We start from the raw sequence: 17,478 nt of genomic DNA, 5'->3' as shown, positions 1-17,478 counted from the left end.
CCGTTAAGCCCTCCAGCGTCGATGGTACTTGAACCGCAGGGTTCTGGGAGAGTAGAACGTTGCCAAGCACTATGAAGAACCTTACAAGGAGAAATCCTCGTAAGGTTTTTTTGTTACTTTCTGATGCAAGCTGAGACTCCCCAGCAGCACAACTGTAAAAAGTACAGTAAAACTACAGTAAATTCCCCATATTGATGGATTACCTGCATTTCCTACATGTAAATTAAGAGAAAACACTGGAATCATCTGCCTTGTTTGAAATTTACTGCACCTTTTACATCAATGTTGTTTAAACTAAGTATTGGAACATAATTACCTGCACTTTTTGCAGTTAACCATGGGGAACAGCCATGCCAAAACCTGCCGCCTACTCTGTTATATCTAGCAACAGTTGGACAAACAATGCCTTTACGCTCCAGCCCCTGACGTTAAATCAGGAGTATCTTTAAGGATCTAGCCTCCCGCTAGATCCTTTTTTTAATTTCCTTACAATATCTTAACCTGGGGATTACACAGTATTGACCCTACTAACTTGGCATCAAGTTAGAATTGATTTATAAAACAAAACAAAATAAAAACAAGTAAACACACGAAATTAACATCGTTTTCCACATTAACTTTTCAAGGAGGATGATTCTATGAAAGTAGAATTGCATTGCCATACAAGACTATCAGATGGTTCATTCACTTTTGATGAAATAGTAGATCTGGCTGTCCAAGAAGGTATCGGTCATTTGGCTATCACGAACCACGATACAACCCGTGACCTTCAACAAATGGTGCTTGCTGGGCAGGAGAGAGGAGTAGAGATTATTCCTGGTATAGAAATCTCAGGCTATGATTTTACAAGACAGAGAAGGGTTCATATTCTTGGTTACTATATTGAGCAAGGAAATGCTGCGATTGAGGCATTATGCACTCCGCTGCTGGAAAAACGTCACCAAGGTTGCCTTATTGCGATAGATAGACTGATTGAGGCGAGATATTCGATTACGTTGGATGACGTGATGAAGCACGCGGAAGGCGGAACAGGTATCTACAAGCAGCATATCATGCATGCCTTGATAGAGCAGGGTTATACAACAACGATATATGGCGATTTATATAAAAAGCTGTTTTCTCGCGGTCAAAGCGGCGAGCAGCCGGGTATAGCGTACATTCCGACAGAATATGTAGATGCGTGTGAGGCCGTTAGAGTTATTTTGCAGGCAGGCGGAGTCCCTGTGTTGGCACATCCGGGGCAATATCGGAGCTTCGAATTGGTTCCAGATCTGGTGGAAGCAGGTCTCCAAGGCATCGAGGTATGGCATCCGCTGCATAACCAAGAGGATGAACGAAGAGCGCATGAGTACGCCCTGGAGTTCAACCTAGTGATGACCGGAGGCTCTGATTTCCATGGATTTTATGGTGAAAAAGATGTGCAGTTGGGAAGTAAATCGCCCGGCATCCAAGTCGTGAACAACCTGCGTGAACGAAAACAAACACTATTAGGTAAGGAGATGATTTGAAATGAAGCCCATCCATCAAGTCCATACTAGCCTCCCATTATCGTCCGAGCCAAGAGTTCATGCAAGCAGTTTTATTACGAACAGTTTTGCCGGAGAGTGGACCTCTATCGGACCAACGAATCATATGATCGAGTCCCGCATCGGTGACTATACCTATACGATGGATGATGTGACGATCAATTATGCCGAGGTAGGCAAATTTACGTCCATTGCCTCGCACGTTTGTATCAACCCGGTAGATCACCCGATGGATCGGGTGACACAGCATCACATGACTTACCGGGGAGCCTCTTACGAACTGAGTGAGACGAATGACGAGGAGATTTTTAACTGGCGCAGAGGCAATCGTGTCACGATCGGACATGATGTTTGGATTGGACATGGAGCAACTGTTATGAAAGGTGTTCATATCGGGACAGGCGCTGTTGTCGGTTCAGGAGCCATTGTTACCAAGGATGTAGCTCCATACACGGTCGTAGTAGGTGTACCTGCGAGACCGATCAAGCAAAGATTTCCTCAGGAAATCATCGATGCTTTGTTTCAGATTGCATGGTGGGATTGGCCCCGTGAACTCATTGAGGAAAGATTCCAAGAATTGAACGATATCACGAGTTTCATCAAGAAATACGCGTAACGGTGAAGGGAGGCGGCAAGCATGTTTGAAGAAATGGATATTATGGACCATCTCATCCAGATGATTCAATCGGGTAAGTATGAGCCAGATGACAAACTGCCATCCGAGAATGAGATCGCAGATTGGTTCAAGGTTCCTAGAATCACGGCCCGCAAAGCCTATGAGCGGCTTCAGGAGCTCGGCTACATTTACTCCAAACAGGGAAAAGGAAGCTTCGTGCAAGATAGGAATCTGCGAATCCCCCTGGTGCTTTCCGCCAATAAAAGCTTCAGCCAGAAAATGATTGAACTCGGGTATCAATATGAGTCGAAAAATATTTTTTGTGAGCCGATTGAATTCAATCACAAAATATACGAGACGCTTGGCGTAGAGGAAACGGATCGTGTGTATAAAATTGGCCGTCTTCGCATCATCGACGGGAGGCCAATCGCGCTGCATATTTCCTATATTGCCGAATCCGTCTTTCCTGATATAGAAAGATCGGGTAAAGATATTACATCGATGTTTACCTATTACAAAAGTCAGGGATACGAGAATTTTCAATCTACAGAATCAACACTTCGATTAACGCATCCTTCTAAATATGAAAGGGAGCTTCTAGCTTGTTCCAGTCTGATTCCATTGCTAGTCCTAGAATGTCAGTGCAAGGACAGCGAGTCAGGCCGTACGTTGGAATACAGTAAAACGATGTATCGTGGCGATTTGTTCACTTATGTCATATAGGAATATTTTTTACACAAACTTAACAGCTGCCAACCTGGCAACAAGATATTGTGGGTGATGTGAGGTAAGCCTGCATATTGTAGATGATTTGAAGTCGGTTTGCATTATTGTAGGTGATTTGAGGTCCGTTTGCTTTAATGTAGGTGATTTGAGATAAGTTCGCATATTGTGGGTTTGTGAAGTTGGTTTGCATAGGGAGGAAGGAGGTTTACACATGAATCGGAAGCAAAGAACGGAAATGCTGATTAACGGTTCGCCCCAGCTCGCAGCTGCTTTGGCTAATGAGATTGAAAGCCGTTATCCTGTTGCTTTAATCGAAGAGCCGAACCATGGACTTGTTATGGTGAAGGTGAGGGAAACGGCACAAAAGAGCCTGTTTTACTTAGGCGAGGTGCTGGTAACCGAATGTAAGGTACGGATTGAAGGCACAGTTGGGATCGGGATATTGAAAGGCGACGAGCCGAAGAAAGCCTATGAACTGGCTGTCATCGATGCAGCTTATGGCGCCGGCTTGAAGGAGACAGAGGCTTGGACAGCTCGGCTGCAGTCGGAAGGTGAACAATTAGCGGCAAGACGACAAGCGCAGCACAAGAGTGTTTTAAGAACAAAGGTAGATTTTGAAACCATGGACATAGATTGAAAGGAGTTTAACCGATGATGCTGGATATGGTGCACGACATCCAAACCGCGTATAGAAAGTTAATTGACTCGATGTCAAAGCCGGGGACAATTTCAGACCTTTCGGAGGAAGCTGGGAAGCTGGAACAGTTAGAAGGCTATCTGCCTGCCACATATATTGCAGCTCGTATGCTGCTTGATACAGAAGTTACTTTCAAGGTGGTGTCTAAGCGGGAAAAGGAGATGGCACTTGCTCTTAGTCAATCTACGTATGCGAAAGAGGTTGAACTTGAGGAAGCAGACTTCATCTTCATTCTCAGCGATGCTGAGCCTTCGGATTTCATTGGCGCGCTACAATCAGCCAAAATCGGAGAGCTTCAGGACCCGCACAGCTCAGCGACGATTATTATCGAAACGGCAGGCTTATCTGGCGGAACGATGCTGCTTTTGAGCGGCCCTGGTATTCAGACGACCGCCAAAGCCGAGATACAGGTAACCTACGACTGGATTGACATTCGAGCTGAACGAAATATCGAGTTTCCACTTGGGCTGGACCTGATATTTACGGATTCCTCGCACCGTATGCTGGCATTGCCCAGGACAACTCAGGTCATGAAGGAGGAAGTCTAGACGATGGGTTATGTAGCGGTAAAAGGCGGAACACGCGCAATAGAACAATCTTTGCAACGAATCCAGTATGAACGGTTGCGGCAGGGCAAGGTGCTGGATGTAACTGCGATTGAAGCCGGAATGAGAGGGCTCGTTGATCAGGTCATGTCAGAAAGCAGCATGTACAGTGAGCAACTTGCGGCACTAGCGATTAAACAGGCGGAAGGTAACCCGGAGGAAGCGGTTTTCCTGCTCCGTGCTTATCGTTCCACACTGCCCCGGAAGCATTATTCCAGAACGGTGCACTCGGAAGAGATGCGGGTGGAAAGACGAATTTCCGCTTCGTTCAAAGACATTCCCGGCGGACAAATTTTAGGTGCTTCCATGGATTACTCCCATAGGCTATTGGATTTCGATCTCGTTGATGAGACAGAAGAAACTGTAGCCGAATGGATGGGAGAGTATCGTAAAGCGGAAGAAATCACGGCTCAAGAGATGACGGATACAGATGATGGCAGATTTCCCAAAGTGCTGGATTACTTAAGAAAAGAAGGACTCATTGCCGAATGTCCAATAGATCCGACTGAACCGGATGATGTTACCCGTACGAGCCTTACGTTCCCAGCAACTCGGAGTGAGAAGCTGCAAATTTTGACAAGAGGACAAACGGGCGCCGTTACTTCATTGGCCTACGCGGTCATCCGTGGTTATGGCATGGTCCATCCTACGGTTGGCGAGCTGCGTGTCGGAGAACTTCCCGTTTATATCGATAGTCCGCTCACGAAATCCGAGGATGATGATGATTCCTATTTTATCGGTGACATCAAGGTAACTGAGGTAGAAATGCTCGTGCCAGTAACGGTCGAGAAAGAGAATGGACGGAAAGAATTGCAGCTTGAATTCGGATACGGTCTTTGTTACGGACAAAATGAAACGAAAGCCATTGCCATGAGCATCTTGGACAAAAGCCTTGAAAAAGGCGATAAGTCAATTCCAACGCAAAACGAGGAGTTTGTCCTTTTCCATATCGATTCTGTCGAATCAACAGGTTTCATTTCTCATTTGAAAATGCCGCATTATGTTACGTTCCAAGCGAAGCTTAACGATGTTCGTAAGACGAGAAAAACCCCATTGGGCCAAGGCCAGGAGGTGTAAGGCAGATGCGAATCCAATATAACTTTGCATTTTTGGATGAAGGGTCCAAGAGAGAGATCCGCCGAGCTACGCTTAAAGCGATAGCGATTCCGGGTTATCAGGTCCCATTCGCTTCCCGAGAACTGCCCATCGGACGGGGTTGGGGAACTGGAGGCTTACAGCTGACGTTGTCCTTAATCGGGAAAAAAGACGTGCTGAAAGTGATCGACCAAGGTTCGGATGAATCGGTAAATGCCGTCAGCATTAAGAAGTTGATCGACAAAACAACGGGTGTTCCTACGGTAGATGCAACCAAGGATGCTACGCTGATCCAATCCCGACATCGTATTCCGGAAGTCCCGCTGGACGCAGGGCAAATCCTCGTGTTGCAGGTTCCGATGCCGGAGCCGCTGCGGATGTACGAATCCAGTGAGCTCGAAACCAAACGTCTGCATGGGGAGAAAGATTACAGCGGAGCGTGGCTGATGTTATTCGAGCAAATCATGAAGTACGGCAGTGTATCGACAGGTGCGGATCATCCGGTTATGGTGCATGACCGTTATGTTATGGCGCCGAGCCCGATTCCGAAGTTCGACAATCCGAAGATGAACTATTCTGAGGCCTTAATTTTGCTGGGTGCAGGACGTGAGAAGAAAATCTATGCCGTTCCACCCTATACGCAAGTGGTTTCCTTGGCGTTTGACGATGTTCCTTTCGAACCGGAGTCATTCCCAGGTCAAAGCTGCCGACAATGCGGAGCACAAGATGTATTCATGGATGAGCTTTATGACGCCGAAACAGATGAAACCTTTTACCAATGTAATGATACAAGTTATTGCTTAGATCGAATGAATCCATAATTGCTCTAAAGAGAGAGAGGTGACTTGCGGATGGGAGAAATTGCAGCCCCTATTATGAGTGTTAATCATTTAAATAAACAATTCGGCTCAGGCTGTGAAGCGTGCAGCAACCCGGCGCATAGGCAGTTGGAGAGAAATTACTGCCGGGCTTGCGGCACCGTCTATTCGTGCCAAGATATCACTTTCGATCTGTATCCCGGCGAGGTGCTTGGTATTGTAGGCGAAAGCGGCAGCGGCAAATCCACATTGATGAGATGTCTCTACTTCGATCAGGAAGTGTCCGGTGGCGAGGCTTACCTTCAGCCTTACAAGGATGGCGAGAGCAACCTTTTTCAGGAGTCATCCCAACAGAAGAAACATATCCGCAATCATCTCATGGGCAAGGTGTATCAGAATCCAGTTCTGGGCTTACGGATGAACTTTTCCTCGATTGGTAATATTGCGGAAAAGATGATTGCTGCTGGAAATCGTTCGGTCAGCGCCATGGAATCCCGGGGAAGTGAGCTGTTAGAGCAGGTTCATATTCCCGTTTACCGGATGAAGGAAGCACCGAAGAATTTCTCTGGCGGCATGCAGCAGCGCGTTCAAATTGCCAAAGCGTTGTCTAATAATCCACCGATTTTATTGCTGGACGAAGTAACAACTGGACTTGATTTATCCGTACAGGCCAATGTCTTGGATTTAATCAAGCACCTGCAAAGAGAGCTGAAGATCAGCATGTTGCTAGTATCGCATGATCTTGGAGTAATCCGAATGCTGGCAGACCGGACAATGGTAATGCTGGACGGCCGTGTCGTTGAGCAAGGCTTGACGGACCAAATCCTTGAAGATCCACAACACGCGTATACACAACAGTTGGTTCATTCCCTGTTATAACGAATCCAGAGTGGAGGTCTTGTCTTTATGATGTATCTACTAACGAACGGCATCATTATTACGGAAGAAGCGCTTTTGGAGGGTTATGATCTACTGGTCCAAGACGGGCGAATCGCCAGAATTGCTCCCAAAGGTGAGATTGCGGCAGTGAGCGGCATGGAAGTCATCGACGCAGGCGGAGGTTACGTGACACCAGGGATGATCGACATCCACTCCGACTACATCGAACATATGACGGCGCCTAGACCGACTTCACTTATCGATTTTAAAATAGGTTTGCGCGAAACGGAGAAAGAACTTATTTCCCACGGTATTACGACAATGTACCACTCTTTGTCCATTTTCAAATCAGTTGATTACAAGTACCGTCCGATCCGTGAGCCTGAAAATGTAAGGAAGCTAATCGATTTGATCGATAGTACGCATAACAGCAAGCATTTGATCCGCCATCGTTTTCATGCACGATTTGAAATCGATAATCTGGATCAGATCGACAACTTGAAGAGCTACATTGCGGAAGAGAAGGTCCATTTGGTTTCTTTTATGGACCATACGCCTGGACAAGGGCAATACAGAGATCTGGAAGTGTACAAAAAAACGGTTCTTGGTTACGATACACTGTCAGATGAGAACATCGCCGTGTTAATTGCCAATCACCAGACCAAAGAGAAAATGACGGTAGACGCGATTCGGGAAATTGCCGAAATGGCTAAAGCGCACAACATCGCCATCGCCTCGCATGATGATGATTCTGTAGAGAAGCTGGATTTGGTGAAAAGCTTTGGCACCGCCATTAGCGAATTCCCAATCACGCTCGACATCGCTCGCAAAGCGAAGGAGAAGGGCTTGCATACCGTAGCTGGTGCACCCAATGTCATTCTAGGCGGCTCGCATAGCGGCAACTTGTCCGCAGCTGAAGCGATTGAAGATGGCTGCATCGATATATTGTGCAGCGATTATTACCCGGCAGCGATGCTTCACGCCGTATTCCAACTCGCAGGACCGAGCCGGGATAACCTTGTTGACATGTTCAAACTGGTCACTCTTCATCCGGCGCAAGCTGTTAACATTGACGCGGAATATGGATCCGTCCAGGAAGGAAAGAAGGCAGACCTGCTGATCATTGAGCGATTGGAGCCGGATGATTTCCCCGTTGTGACCACCGTTTTTGTAGACGGAAAGCTGATTCAGAAGACGAACTACAGGATCTAACAGGAGGTGATGGCATGGAAAATTTGCTGTCGATAGAACAGTTGTCCAAATCTTTTACCCTGCATAATTTAAATAAACAAATCTCTGCGATTGAAGATGTTAGCTTATTTCTGAAAGAAGGCGAATTCGTAGGGATTACCGGGAAGAGCGGAAGTGGGAAATCCACGGTTTTGAAATGCATTTACCGTACCTACCTGCCTCATGCGGGACATATTTGGTACAACTCGGAGAGGTTCGGCCGCATTGATCTGGCAGCTGCTCCCGAGCGCACCATCATCGAACTGCGCAAGCATGAAATTGGGTATGTGTCGCAATTCCTTAGTGTCATGCCTCGTACTACAGCACGGGAACTGGTCCATAATGCCATCGTGGAAATGGGCGATGACGCGCAGTATGCGGAAGCAGAGACGATCAAGATGCTTGAGCACTTCGAGCTCGACCGCAGCCTGTGGGACAGCTATCCAGCAACTTTCTCGGGAGGCGAGAAGCTGCGGTTAAATATCGCAAGAGCGATGGTGAAGCGCCCGAGACTGCTGCTGCTGGATGAGCCGACGGCGAGTCTGGATCACGGTTCCAAATTGAAAGTCAAACAATTGATCGAGCAGTTGATGAAGCAAGGGACTACGATGCTTGGTATTTTTCATGACTTGGAATTCATGGATCATCTGTGCGACCGGGAGTATCAAATCAGGGATGGCAGATTTTATACAGCTGAAAAGAAGGACAAGTTTACAATCTCTTAAAGTAGACAGAATATTCAGAAAATAATTGGGCGGTATGCTAGATAAAATAGGAATAATAGGAGGATTTTTTCAAATGAAAAAAATTTTAACACTCATCATTTCTTTATCTCTAGTTGCCGTGGCGGCAGGTTGCGGTACAAAAGCAGCAGGCGACACCAAGGGTGCAGCAGCTCCAGTTAAGACAAAAGACACCATAACAATTGCTTGGTATCCGAATGAATCCGGCGCCGAGTTGAAAGATGCGCGTGAAGAACTAGGCAAAGCGGTCGCTGCAGCAACCGGTAAAAAAGTTGAGCATAAGACAACAACGGATTACATTATCGCGATTGAAGCTATTGCAAGCGGTGGTGCGGATCTGGCTTATATGGGTCCACAAGGCTACGTTGAAGCTAATGCAAAGAATAACAAGGTACAGCCTCTGGTTGTTTCAAGCGGTGAGTCAGGCACGTTGGAAGACGCTGTGTACTATAGCTGGTTGGGCGTACGTAAAGGTGAAGAAGCGGCATATAAAAACGGCAGCGCATTTGCCATCGATAAAATTGCCGGCAAAAAGTTCTCATTCGTATCTAACTCTTCTACATCCGGATTTAAGGTGCCATCTGCCAATATCGTTAACTATTTCAGCAAACAGGACCAATACAAAAAGTTAACCGTGGATGATCTGCTTCAAGGCGGCAAGGACAAGTTTTTCAGTGAAGTTCTTTTCGGAGGCACTCACCAAGGAGCGGCTGTCAATCTCTTAACAGGCAAAGCTGATGTAGCAGCTTTCTGTGATACATGTGTGGCCAACTATGTTGAAGTAAGCTCAGGGACAGCTAACACGCCAGGAGCGGTATACAAAGTGAAACAAGGAGCAGCTGAACCGTTTAACACGCAGGTTGGTAAAGAGTTTAGTCTCATTTCCGTTACACCAGTATTGAACTCTCCATTTGCTATTAACACAGGTACGGTTAGCGCCGAAGATACGAAAAAATTGAAAGATGCTTTCACATCAGATGCAATTACGAAAAACCCGAAGATCTTCTTGCCTAAAGACTCCAAAGATGCCGGCGTGTTCAAACAAAAATCGGGCAAAGAGAAATTCCTGCCTGTAGATGATGCCTTTTTCGCACCAGTCAGAATGCTGTCTAGCAATTAATGTCACCACGAATCAACTAATGAATTAAGGGAGCGGCCATGACAACGTTATTGGAATTCAAGCAGGTCTCTAAACAGTACGGTGCGGATACAAGAGCGTTATCTGATGTTAATTTCACTGTGAAAGAAGGGGAGTTCCTGTCGATTATTGGACCTTCTGGCGCAGGCAAATCAACGCTCCTTCGCTGTATTAATCGGATGATCGATGCAAGCAGTGGAGAAATCATATTTGATGGCGCGGACATTATGAATTTCAAGAAGCACGAATTGAAACGGTTGAGAACGCAAATGGGTATGGTGTTTCAGCATTACAATTTGGTGAACAGATTGACGGTAGTCGAGAATGTCCTGCACGGACGTCTTGGCTACAAGTCAACGTTAGAGGGAGTTCTGGGGCTTTATACCAAAGAAGAGAAGAAGCAGGCTTTTGATATACTGAGTATTCTTGGGCTAGAAGATCAGGTGTACAAGCGTTGTGATCAGTTAAGCGGTGGACAAAAGCAAAGAGTTGGCATTGCCCGAGCTCTTGTGCAGAATCCAAAGATGCTTTTGTGCGACGAGCCGATTGCTTCCTTGGATCCGAACGCCTCCAAAGTGATCATGGATTACTTACGCACGATCTCTACCAACATGGGCATCACGGTCATCGTTAACCTGCACCAAGTGGATGCAGCTCTTAAATATTCGGATCGTATCCTTGGTGTGAACAAGGGAGCTATCGTCTATGACGGTTCCCCGAAAGAGATCAAACGCGATCAGCTTTCCCAGATTTACGGTTCGGAGCTTGAAGAGCATGCCGAGGAGCTGGAGGGCAAATATGCGGGATAACTTCTTTGCCAAAAAGCGCATGAACACGCTGCTTTTCTGTGCTTTCCTATTGTTAGTCACGCTAGTTGCTATGATCGTTACGGACTATAATGTCATTAAAGGTTTCACCTCTATACCGAAAGCAGCTGAATGGGCTGCGGACAATTTCTATCCCAATGAAAAAGCAATGAAGCGGCTTCCCGCAATTATTAGCAGTCTATCTGAGACGATTCTTGTGTCAATAGCTGCAACCGCCGTTGCTGCCGTATTTGCCATGTTGTTCGCAATTGCGGGCTCACATACGACAGGCGTTGGCGGTGTATTCAGCTTCGTAAGCCGATCGATCGCAACCCTGTTTCGCAATATTGATGTGGCTGCTTGGTCGATGATTTTGTTAATTTCTTTCGGACAAAATGTACTTACTGGATATTTTGCACTTTTTTTCGGCTCATTCGGATTTCTGACAAGAGCATTTATGGAGTCCATCGATGAAGTAAGCAATAGCTCTGTCGAGGCCTTAAGATCTACAGGAGCAGGGTATTTTCCGATCATCTTTCAATCCGTGATCCCTGCCAGCATTCCTCAATTACTAAGCTGGGTTCTATTTATGGTAGAAACCAATATTCGTCAGGCAACATTAATCGGCATCTTGACAGGTACCGGAATTGGTTTTCTTTTCAGTCTGTACTACAAAGGCCTTAATTACAGTTCTGCCTCCTTGGTCGTTATCGTTATCATCCTTGCGATTTTTGCCATCGAATCGGTGTCTACTTATGTGAGGAGGGCGATTTTGTAAAATGGGACTTCAGGAGTCGTTGAAAGCTGTCTCTAATAAAGACACCAGCTGGGATCGCACCAAGAGCACGTATCCCAAGAAACCTTTTAACAAACAATCCTTTGTTATTCGGCTGACATTAACTGCGCTGGCTTTACTGACGGTGTTTGCATTTGCAACTTTTGACTATAAGGACATTAACCTGCTAGAAGCCGTCATTTCGACAGCCCTTACGGTTAAAACCATGTTTTTTCAACCGCTTTTTAAACACATCACTTTTTTCGAGGCGATTAAACAATTGATCATTACACTGGGCCTTGCGTTCCTGACGACGTTGTTCGGCTCGATCATCGCCCTGTTTCTCGGTTTATTGGCAGCTCGTAATCTATCTAATTCTAAACTTTCTATCGTCATTAAAGCCGGAGTTGCTTTCATTCGGGCGGTTCCAACTGTATTATGGGTGTTAATTTTTGCTGTTGCAGCAGGGCTTGGAAGTGTGGCGGCCGTCATCGGAATGACGTTCCATTCCATCAGCTATCTCGTCAAAGCATACTCGGAATCATTCGAGGAGCTGGATAAAGGAGTTATTGAAGCCTTGAAGGCGAGTGGAGCCAATTGGTGGCAAATCGTGTTTCAGGCTGTGCTGCCGTCGTCCGTTTCCTACTTAATCTCATGGACGTTTATGCGATTTGAGATCAACTTCGCAGTCGCTTTGGCCATGGGGGCAGCTGCTGGAGCAGGGGGCATAGGGTTCGATATGTTCATGGCCAGTTCCTTCTACTATGATGTGAGGGAAATCGGGGCTATTACGTATCTCATCCTTGCGTTTGCCATCTTGCTTGAATTGCTCGCTTCAAAAATTAAGAAGAAGTTAAGGGTTCAGGGGTAAACAATTAAAGCGCATTCACTCCATGGGGGAATGCGCTTTCTGTTATTGGGGCAGCATGGCGTTAATAAGATCCTGTTGTGATGTCTAGTATTTGGGAATGTAACGTGAGGTTTGGGAGGGAGCTTGTAGGCTACCGAGCGGAGCCATTCCTTGCAATTAACGCCGATTACTCCTGCTAAATTATACAATTGTTACACTTTCAGCCCGGTAACTGGAATTTCTCCAGCTAATCTGACCGCTCTAGCAGTTTCCGTCTGCAAATCGACGATTTAGCAGGAGTTTCTCCCGCTATTCCATTCCCCGAGCCCTCGCAGCGCAGATTAACGGTAGGTTTTCCTGTTATTTCCACACAGGGTCCTCACTTGAGTTCACACACCATTTTGTAACTCCCAGCCTCCGCCCGGAAACCGATCAAATCACGGTTTATTCGCAGCATGGGTGCGTTCATGGAATCATTGTGTGTCCTTAAATAAGGGACACCACATGCTGCGGCTGTTCGTATGCCGAGCATCTTTAAAGCCAGAGCTATGCGGCGGCCACGGTATTCCGGCAGCACGCCGGTATACTCATGATACATAGCCCGTGTTTGTTCGTTCTGTTGGAGCGTGACAACGCCAATGTAACGATCGCCATCCTTGGCGATATGAATCCACTCCGGACGTACGCCGGATTGCGTGATGGTCCACTTTTTCCATTCTTCGAACCATGGAAAGCTGCCGGAGTAACCGGGAATATCCGGATGGGTGATTTTATACAGCTCATAAAGCCTTTTCTCGCCAGCTTCTCCAGGCTCCTCCGCCAAAGTTATGAAGCGAATCCCCGTTTGCTCAGCATTGTTTACCGCATCATACAGAGAACCGCCGTCGAACGATGCTAAGTCGAGCACAGATTCAAACGTGTGGCGCTCCTTGATGTAGCCCCGGCGCTGCGCAAAAGCAAGCGATCTCTCGTCCGTTTCCCTCATATAGTCGATTAATCGTGTTGCTTTGACCTCGGCAGCCCATTGATGAAGCGCATCGAATAAAGCTCTTCCGATCCCAACCCCGCGATTCTCTGGGTGAACGACAACTGTATGACTTAAAGCTCCAGGCTCGGTCCAAGGCGCTCGCCAGCAAATTGCGTAACCGACCACTCGTCCATGTTCGTCTTCCGCGACCCATTTGGGACGGTCCCATCCCATCAGCTCGCCATCCTCATTGTAATGCAGCTTGCCCGGAGGAATGCTATCCTCGTCTCGTTGCAGTCGCTCAGCTGTTGTCGGCTCTGACCAGACCAAATTCAATAGGGGTGCGACCGCTGCATAATCGTCCGGCTGCCGCATCGTGCGAATCGTAAACGTTGACACTAGGATGACCTCCACCTCAAAGTAAGTTAACTGATACCGTCATTATCCCATCCCCGAAGAGGAACTTCTTGGTAAAGTCTGGATATAAATAAAGATTCGGCTGCGAGCCCTTTTTCCGTCATTCATTTGACAATTTAGCTAAAAAGGTGTAGAAATGAGTTAACTGAATGTTCTGAGTAAATTCATTGACGAGATCGAGTAAGCTAATCCCTTGTTGCCCAGAGAGTTGGCCCTGCGCTGAAAGCCAACGTTCAAGACTTAGCCGAAAATCCTCTCCGAGAAGGAAAGCTGAAGCCACTGGAGTAAGCTGACCCGGGATCCTGCCGTTACATGGGGCGCGTATGTTGGTACGTTGACGGAGGTGCCGAGGGTCTAGTTATGGATCAATCGGAACAAGGGTGGTATAGCGAGATACAATCTCGTCCCTTATGGGACGGGATTTTTTTGTATTCATTTGAATGAGGGAGTGGATGATCTGTATGAGAAAAGTGGATGTCAAAGAAAAAGCAAGAACCCGCGAGCTGCGCATCCTGAATCAATGGCAACAAAACGGGACATTCCGCGCATCGATCGATTATCGGAGTGACAAACCGAATTTCGTCTTCTATGAAGGGCCGCCTACAGCCAATGGAAAGCCGCATATCGGTCATGTGCTCGGACGTGTCATTAAGGATTTTATCGGCAGATACAAAACAATGTCAGGTTATCGTGTCGTGCGGAAAGCAGGCTGGGATACACATGGCCTTCCCGTCGAGCTTGGCGTGGAGAAGCAACTGGGCATTTCGGGCAAACAAGAAATCGAGAAATATGGGATTGCCGAATTCGTTGAAAAGTGCAAAGACAGCGTCTTCGAATACGAGAAGCAGTGGCGGGAATTGACAGAAGCAATCGGATACTGGACAGACATGGATAATCCCTATGTGACCTTGACGAATGATTACATCGAGAGTGTTTGGCACATTTTATCCGAAATCCATAAAAAAGAACTTCTCTACAAAGGACATCGGGTCAGCCCCTATTGCCCTGACTGCCAGACGACGCTTAGCTCGCATGAGGTAGCTCAGGGTTATGAAGATGTCAAAGATTTGAGCGCGACTGTGGAGTTTCGCAGTAGGAAAGGGCCGGAAATATTCCTTGCCTGGACGACGACCCCATGGACACTTCCAGCGAACGTTGCGCTTGCAATGAACAAAGATATCGACTACGTGAAAGCCAAAAAGAACGGTAAAGTCTATGTCATCGCCAAAAATCTTGCAGAAAAAGTGTTAAAAGTGGACTATGAAATCCTCTCTACACACAAAGGGGAGGAATTCGTAGGAACCTCCTATGAGCCGCCTTTTGGCTATATCTCTGTGAATCGCGGGCATATCGTGGTCGATGCGGATTACGTAAGTGATTCGAGTGGTACCGGAATCGTTCATATCGCGCCTGCACACGGGGAAGATGACTACCGCACATGTCGCCTGCATAACCTGGATTTTGTAAATGTCGTGAATCTTGCTGGACGGTATACGGATGAGGTAGTTGATTTTGCCGGACGTTTTGTTAAGGATTGTGATGTGGATATTGTCAAAAGCTTGTCGGAACGCGGTCTATTGTTTGCCAAGGAACGATATGAGCACAGCTATCCTTTCTGCTGGCGCTGCAAAACTCCGCTTCTCTACTATGCGATGGAAAGCTGGTTTATCAAAACAACAGCTGTGAAGGACCAGCTTCTTGCGAACAACAGCCAAGTGAACTGGTACCCGTCTCATATTCGCGAGGGCCGTTTTGGAAAGTTCCTTGAGGAGCTTGTCGATTGGAATATCAGCCGAAACCGGTATTGGGGCACTCCGCTGAACCTCTGGCTTTGTCAGGATTGCGGGGCAGAGTATGCGCCAGGCAGCAGAAAAGACCTGTATGAGAAATCCATCACGCCTATCGATGACAGTCTGGATCTGCATAAACCTTATGTGGATGCTGTTAAATTGCGCTGTTCTTGCGGCGGAACGATGGAAAGGACGCCGGAAGTGATCGATGTGTGGTTCGATAGCGGCTCGATGCCGTTCGCACAGTATCATCATCCGTTCGGTGACGAGAAGCTTTTCACAGAACAGTATCCCGCCGATATGATCTGCGAAGCTATTGACCAAACGCGCGGCTGGTTTTTCAGCTTGCTGGCCGTATCTACCTTATATAACGGAAAATCGCCTTACAAAGCGGTTATTTCTACCGGTCATGTTTTGGATGAAAATGGTCTGAAGATGTCCAAGAGCAAAGGAAATGTTATTGATCCTTGGGAAATCATTGAAGAATTCGGAGCGGATGCTATCCGTTGGGCTCTGCTAGCTGATAGTGCTCCGTGGAACAGCAAGCGGTTCTCGAAGCAGATTGTAGCTGAAGCGAAGTCTAAAGTCGTGGATACGATCCATAGTACACACCATTTTTACTCGTTGTATGCCAACATTGATCAATACAAGGCCGAGGACTACCCGCAGCAAACTTCAAAGAACGAGTTAGATCGGTGGGTGCTCTCCAGGTTGAACTCTACCCTTCAGAACGTCTTGAAGGGGCTGGAGGATTATGATTTCCTGAACCCAGCCAAGCATATGGAAGCCTTTGTTGATGAGCTGAGCAATTGGTACATTCGCCGCTCTCGCGACCGTTTCTGGGGCAGTCAAATGACCGAAGATAAAGTTGCCGCCTACCAAACGCTGCGTGAAGTTCTAGTCACCTTAGCTCAGATGGCTGCACCTTATATCCCGCTCATCGCGGAGGATATTTTCGGTAACCTTGGCGGCGAAGGAAGCATTCATTTGACCGATTACCCGAAAGTGAATGAAGCTGCCATCGATGCGACACTTGAAAACGATATGGCTACTGCCAGGCAAATCGTTGAGCTCGCTCGCAATATTCGCAACGAGGTCGGAATCAAAACACGCCAACCGCTGTCTGAGCTCATTGTTTCGCTGGACCGTGAATTTAATCTGAGCCGGTTTGAAGACATCATCAGAGATGAAATTAACGTGAAACATATTCGTTTGGAGCAGAGCGAAAGCACCTTCGTTGACTATCAGTTGAAATTGAATTTGAAAGTTGCTGGCAAGAAATATGGCAAATTCGTTGGTCCTGTGCAAAATGCCCTGAAACAGCTTACTGCATCTGAAGCTAAGCAGGTTGTTGACAAGGGGTATCTGGATGTCACCTTTGACGGCGAAGCCATCCATCTTACTTTGGATGAGCTGCTTGTGGAGAAGCAGGGGAAAGCAGGATTTGCCTCTGCGGTGGGGTACCAAATCAACGTCGCGTTGAACACAGCCATAACAGAAGTGCTGGAACAGGAAGGTCTTGTTCGCGAGGTGATCCGCGGAATTCAAGATTATCGGAAGAAACTTGATTTGCCGATTGAAAAACGTATCATCCTGACGCTGCACGTTGATGCTCCATTGAAAGCGGCGATTGAGCGTTTTGATCATGTTTTGCACGAGAATGTGCTTGTCTCGGAGATCCGATATGCTGCTCAGGCTGCGAATATGGAGGATGTTTCGTTCGGCGGTTATCAATGTTTATTGCTTATTGAGTAGTTGAGTTAGTGGGGGCTGCTGCTTGGGTAGCGGCCTCTTCGTTTG

The 17,478-nt window shown here is 47.0% G+C and carries 16 protein-coding genes and 1 other annotated feature; of the genes, 15 read left to right on the top strand and 1 reads right to left on the bottom strand.

The genetic code is table 11. The annotated features are described in order from the left end of the window. The first annotated feature begins 638 nt into the window (after positions 1 to 638). From GQF01_RS26915 to GQF01_RS26850, 14 genes are all read left to right on the top strand, one after another. Entirely contained in the window at positions 639 to 1,508 is an 870-nt protein-coding gene (locus GQF01_RS26915) for a PHP domain-containing protein (RefSeq protein WP_161410043.1), read from the top strand. A gap of 1 nt (position 1,509) precedes the next feature. Beyond that, positions 1,510 to 2,142 (top strand): DapH/DapD/GlmU-related protein, encoded by a 633-nt coding sequence (locus GQF01_RS26910; protein WP_161410042.1) that lies wholly within the window; start codon positions 1,510 to 1,512, stop codon positions 2,140 to 2,142. A gap of 21 nt (positions 2,143 to 2,163) precedes the next feature. After that, complete coding sequence (locus GQF01_RS26905; RefSeq protein ID WP_161410041.1) at positions 2,164 to 2,865, top strand: GntR family transcriptional regulator; 702 nt, start codon at positions 2,164 to 2,166, stop codon at positions 2,863 to 2,865. 214 nt (positions 2,866 to 3,079) lie between these two features. Beyond that, entirely contained in the window at positions 3,080 to 3,505 is a 426-nt protein-coding gene (phnG, locus tag GQF01_RS26900; RefSeq protein WP_161410040.1) for a phosphonate C-P lyase system protein PhnG, read from the top strand. 14 nt (positions 3,506 to 3,519) lie between these two features. Next, entirely contained in the window at positions 3,520 to 4,113 is a 594-nt protein-coding gene (phnH, locus tag GQF01_RS26895) for a phosphonate C-P lyase system protein PhnH (protein ID WP_161410039.1), read from the top strand. A gap of 3 nt (positions 4,114 to 4,116) precedes the next feature. After that, the gene (locus GQF01_RS26890; RefSeq protein WP_161410038.1) at positions 4,117 to 5,247 is read left to right on the top strand and encodes a carbon-phosphorus lyase complex subunit PhnI; all 1,131 of its coding nucleotides are present in this window, start codon (positions 4,117 to 4,119) and stop codon (positions 5,245 to 5,247) included. A 5-nt stretch (positions 5,248 to 5,252) separates the two neighbouring features. Beyond that, positions 5,253 to 6,086: an alpha-D-ribose 1-methylphosphonate 5-phosphate C-P-lyase PhnJ gene (locus tag GQF01_RS26885; protein ID WP_161410037.1), complete on the top strand. Its 834-nt coding sequence runs from the start codon at positions 5,253 to 5,255 to the stop codon at positions 6,084 to 6,086. Positions 6,087 to 6,116: 30 nt separating this feature from the next. Beyond that, positions 6,117 to 6,962, top strand: coding sequence for an ATP-binding cassette domain-containing protein (locus GQF01_RS26880; protein ID WP_161410036.1), 846 nt, complete (start codon positions 6,117 to 6,119; stop codon positions 6,960 to 6,962). Positions 6,963 to 6,992: 30 nt separating this feature from the next. Beyond that, positions 6,993 to 8,174 (top strand): phosphonate metabolism protein PhnM, encoded by a 1,182-nt coding sequence (phnM, locus tag GQF01_RS26875; protein ID WP_161410046.1) that lies wholly within the window; start codon positions 6,993 to 6,995, stop codon positions 8,172 to 8,174. A 14-nt stretch (positions 8,175 to 8,188) separates the two neighbouring features. After that, the gene (locus tag GQF01_RS26870) at positions 8,189 to 8,917 is read left to right on the top strand and encodes a phosphonate C-P lyase system protein PhnL (protein ID WP_161410035.1); all 729 of its coding nucleotides are present in this window, start codon (positions 8,189 to 8,191) and stop codon (positions 8,915 to 8,917) included. Between the two features lie 73 nt (positions 8,918 to 8,990). Beyond that, positions 8,991 to 10,055 carry a phosphate/phosphite/phosphonate ABC transporter substrate-binding protein gene (locus tag GQF01_RS26865; RefSeq protein WP_161410034.1) on the top strand — a complete coding sequence of 355 codons (1,065 nt, stop codon included), beginning with the start codon at positions 8,991 to 8,993 and terminating at the stop codon, positions 10,053 to 10,055. 38 nt (positions 10,056 to 10,093) lie between these two features. Then, positions 10,094 to 10,882 (top strand): phosphonate ABC transporter ATP-binding protein, encoded by a 789-nt coding sequence (phnC, locus tag GQF01_RS26860; protein WP_161410033.1) that lies wholly within the window; start codon positions 10,094 to 10,096, stop codon positions 10,880 to 10,882. After that, positions 10,872 to 11,657: a PhnE/PtxC family ABC transporter permease gene (locus GQF01_RS26855; RefSeq protein WP_161410032.1), complete on the top strand. Its 786-nt coding sequence runs from the start codon at positions 10,872 to 10,874 to the stop codon at positions 11,655 to 11,657. Before phnC ends, GQF01_RS26855 begins: the two co-directional genes overlap by 11 nt. A gap of 1 nt (position 11,658) precedes the next feature. Continuing rightward, positions 11,659 to 12,525, top strand: a complete 867-nt coding sequence (locus GQF01_RS26850) for a PhnE/PtxC family ABC transporter permease (RefSeq protein ID WP_161410031.1) — start codon at positions 11,659 to 11,661, stop codon at positions 12,523 to 12,525. 358 nt (positions 12,526 to 12,883) lie between these two features. On the opposite strand, the gene GQF01_RS26845 is transcribed toward GQF01_RS26850, so the two are convergent. Then, complete coding sequence (locus tag GQF01_RS26845) at positions 12,884 to 13,870, bottom strand: GNAT family N-acetyltransferase (RefSeq protein ID WP_161410030.1); 987 nt, start codon at positions 13,868 to 13,870, stop codon at positions 12,884 to 12,886. A 176-nt stretch (positions 13,871 to 14,046) separates the two neighbouring features. Then, positions 14,047 to 14,300, top strand: a binding site (T-box leader). Between the two features lie 49 nt (positions 14,301 to 14,349). On the opposite strand from GQF01_RS26845, the gene ileS reads away from it, so the two are divergent. Further along, on the top strand, positions 14,350 to 17,433 hold the full coding sequence (gene ileS, locus GQF01_RS26840; RefSeq protein ID WP_161410029.1) for an isoleucine--tRNA ligase: 3,084 nt from the start codon (positions 14,350 to 14,352) through the stop codon (positions 17,431 to 17,433). The last annotated feature ends 45 nt before the right edge of the window (positions 17,434 to 17,478 follow it).

Origin of the sequence: Paenibacillus silvestris (assembly GCF_009882985.1) — a bacterium.
Lineage (GTDB): Bacteria > Bacillota > Bacilli > Paenibacillales > NBRC-103111 > Paenibacillus_E > Paenibacillus_E silvestris.
This window is presented reverse-complemented; position numbering and strand designations above follow the sequence as displayed.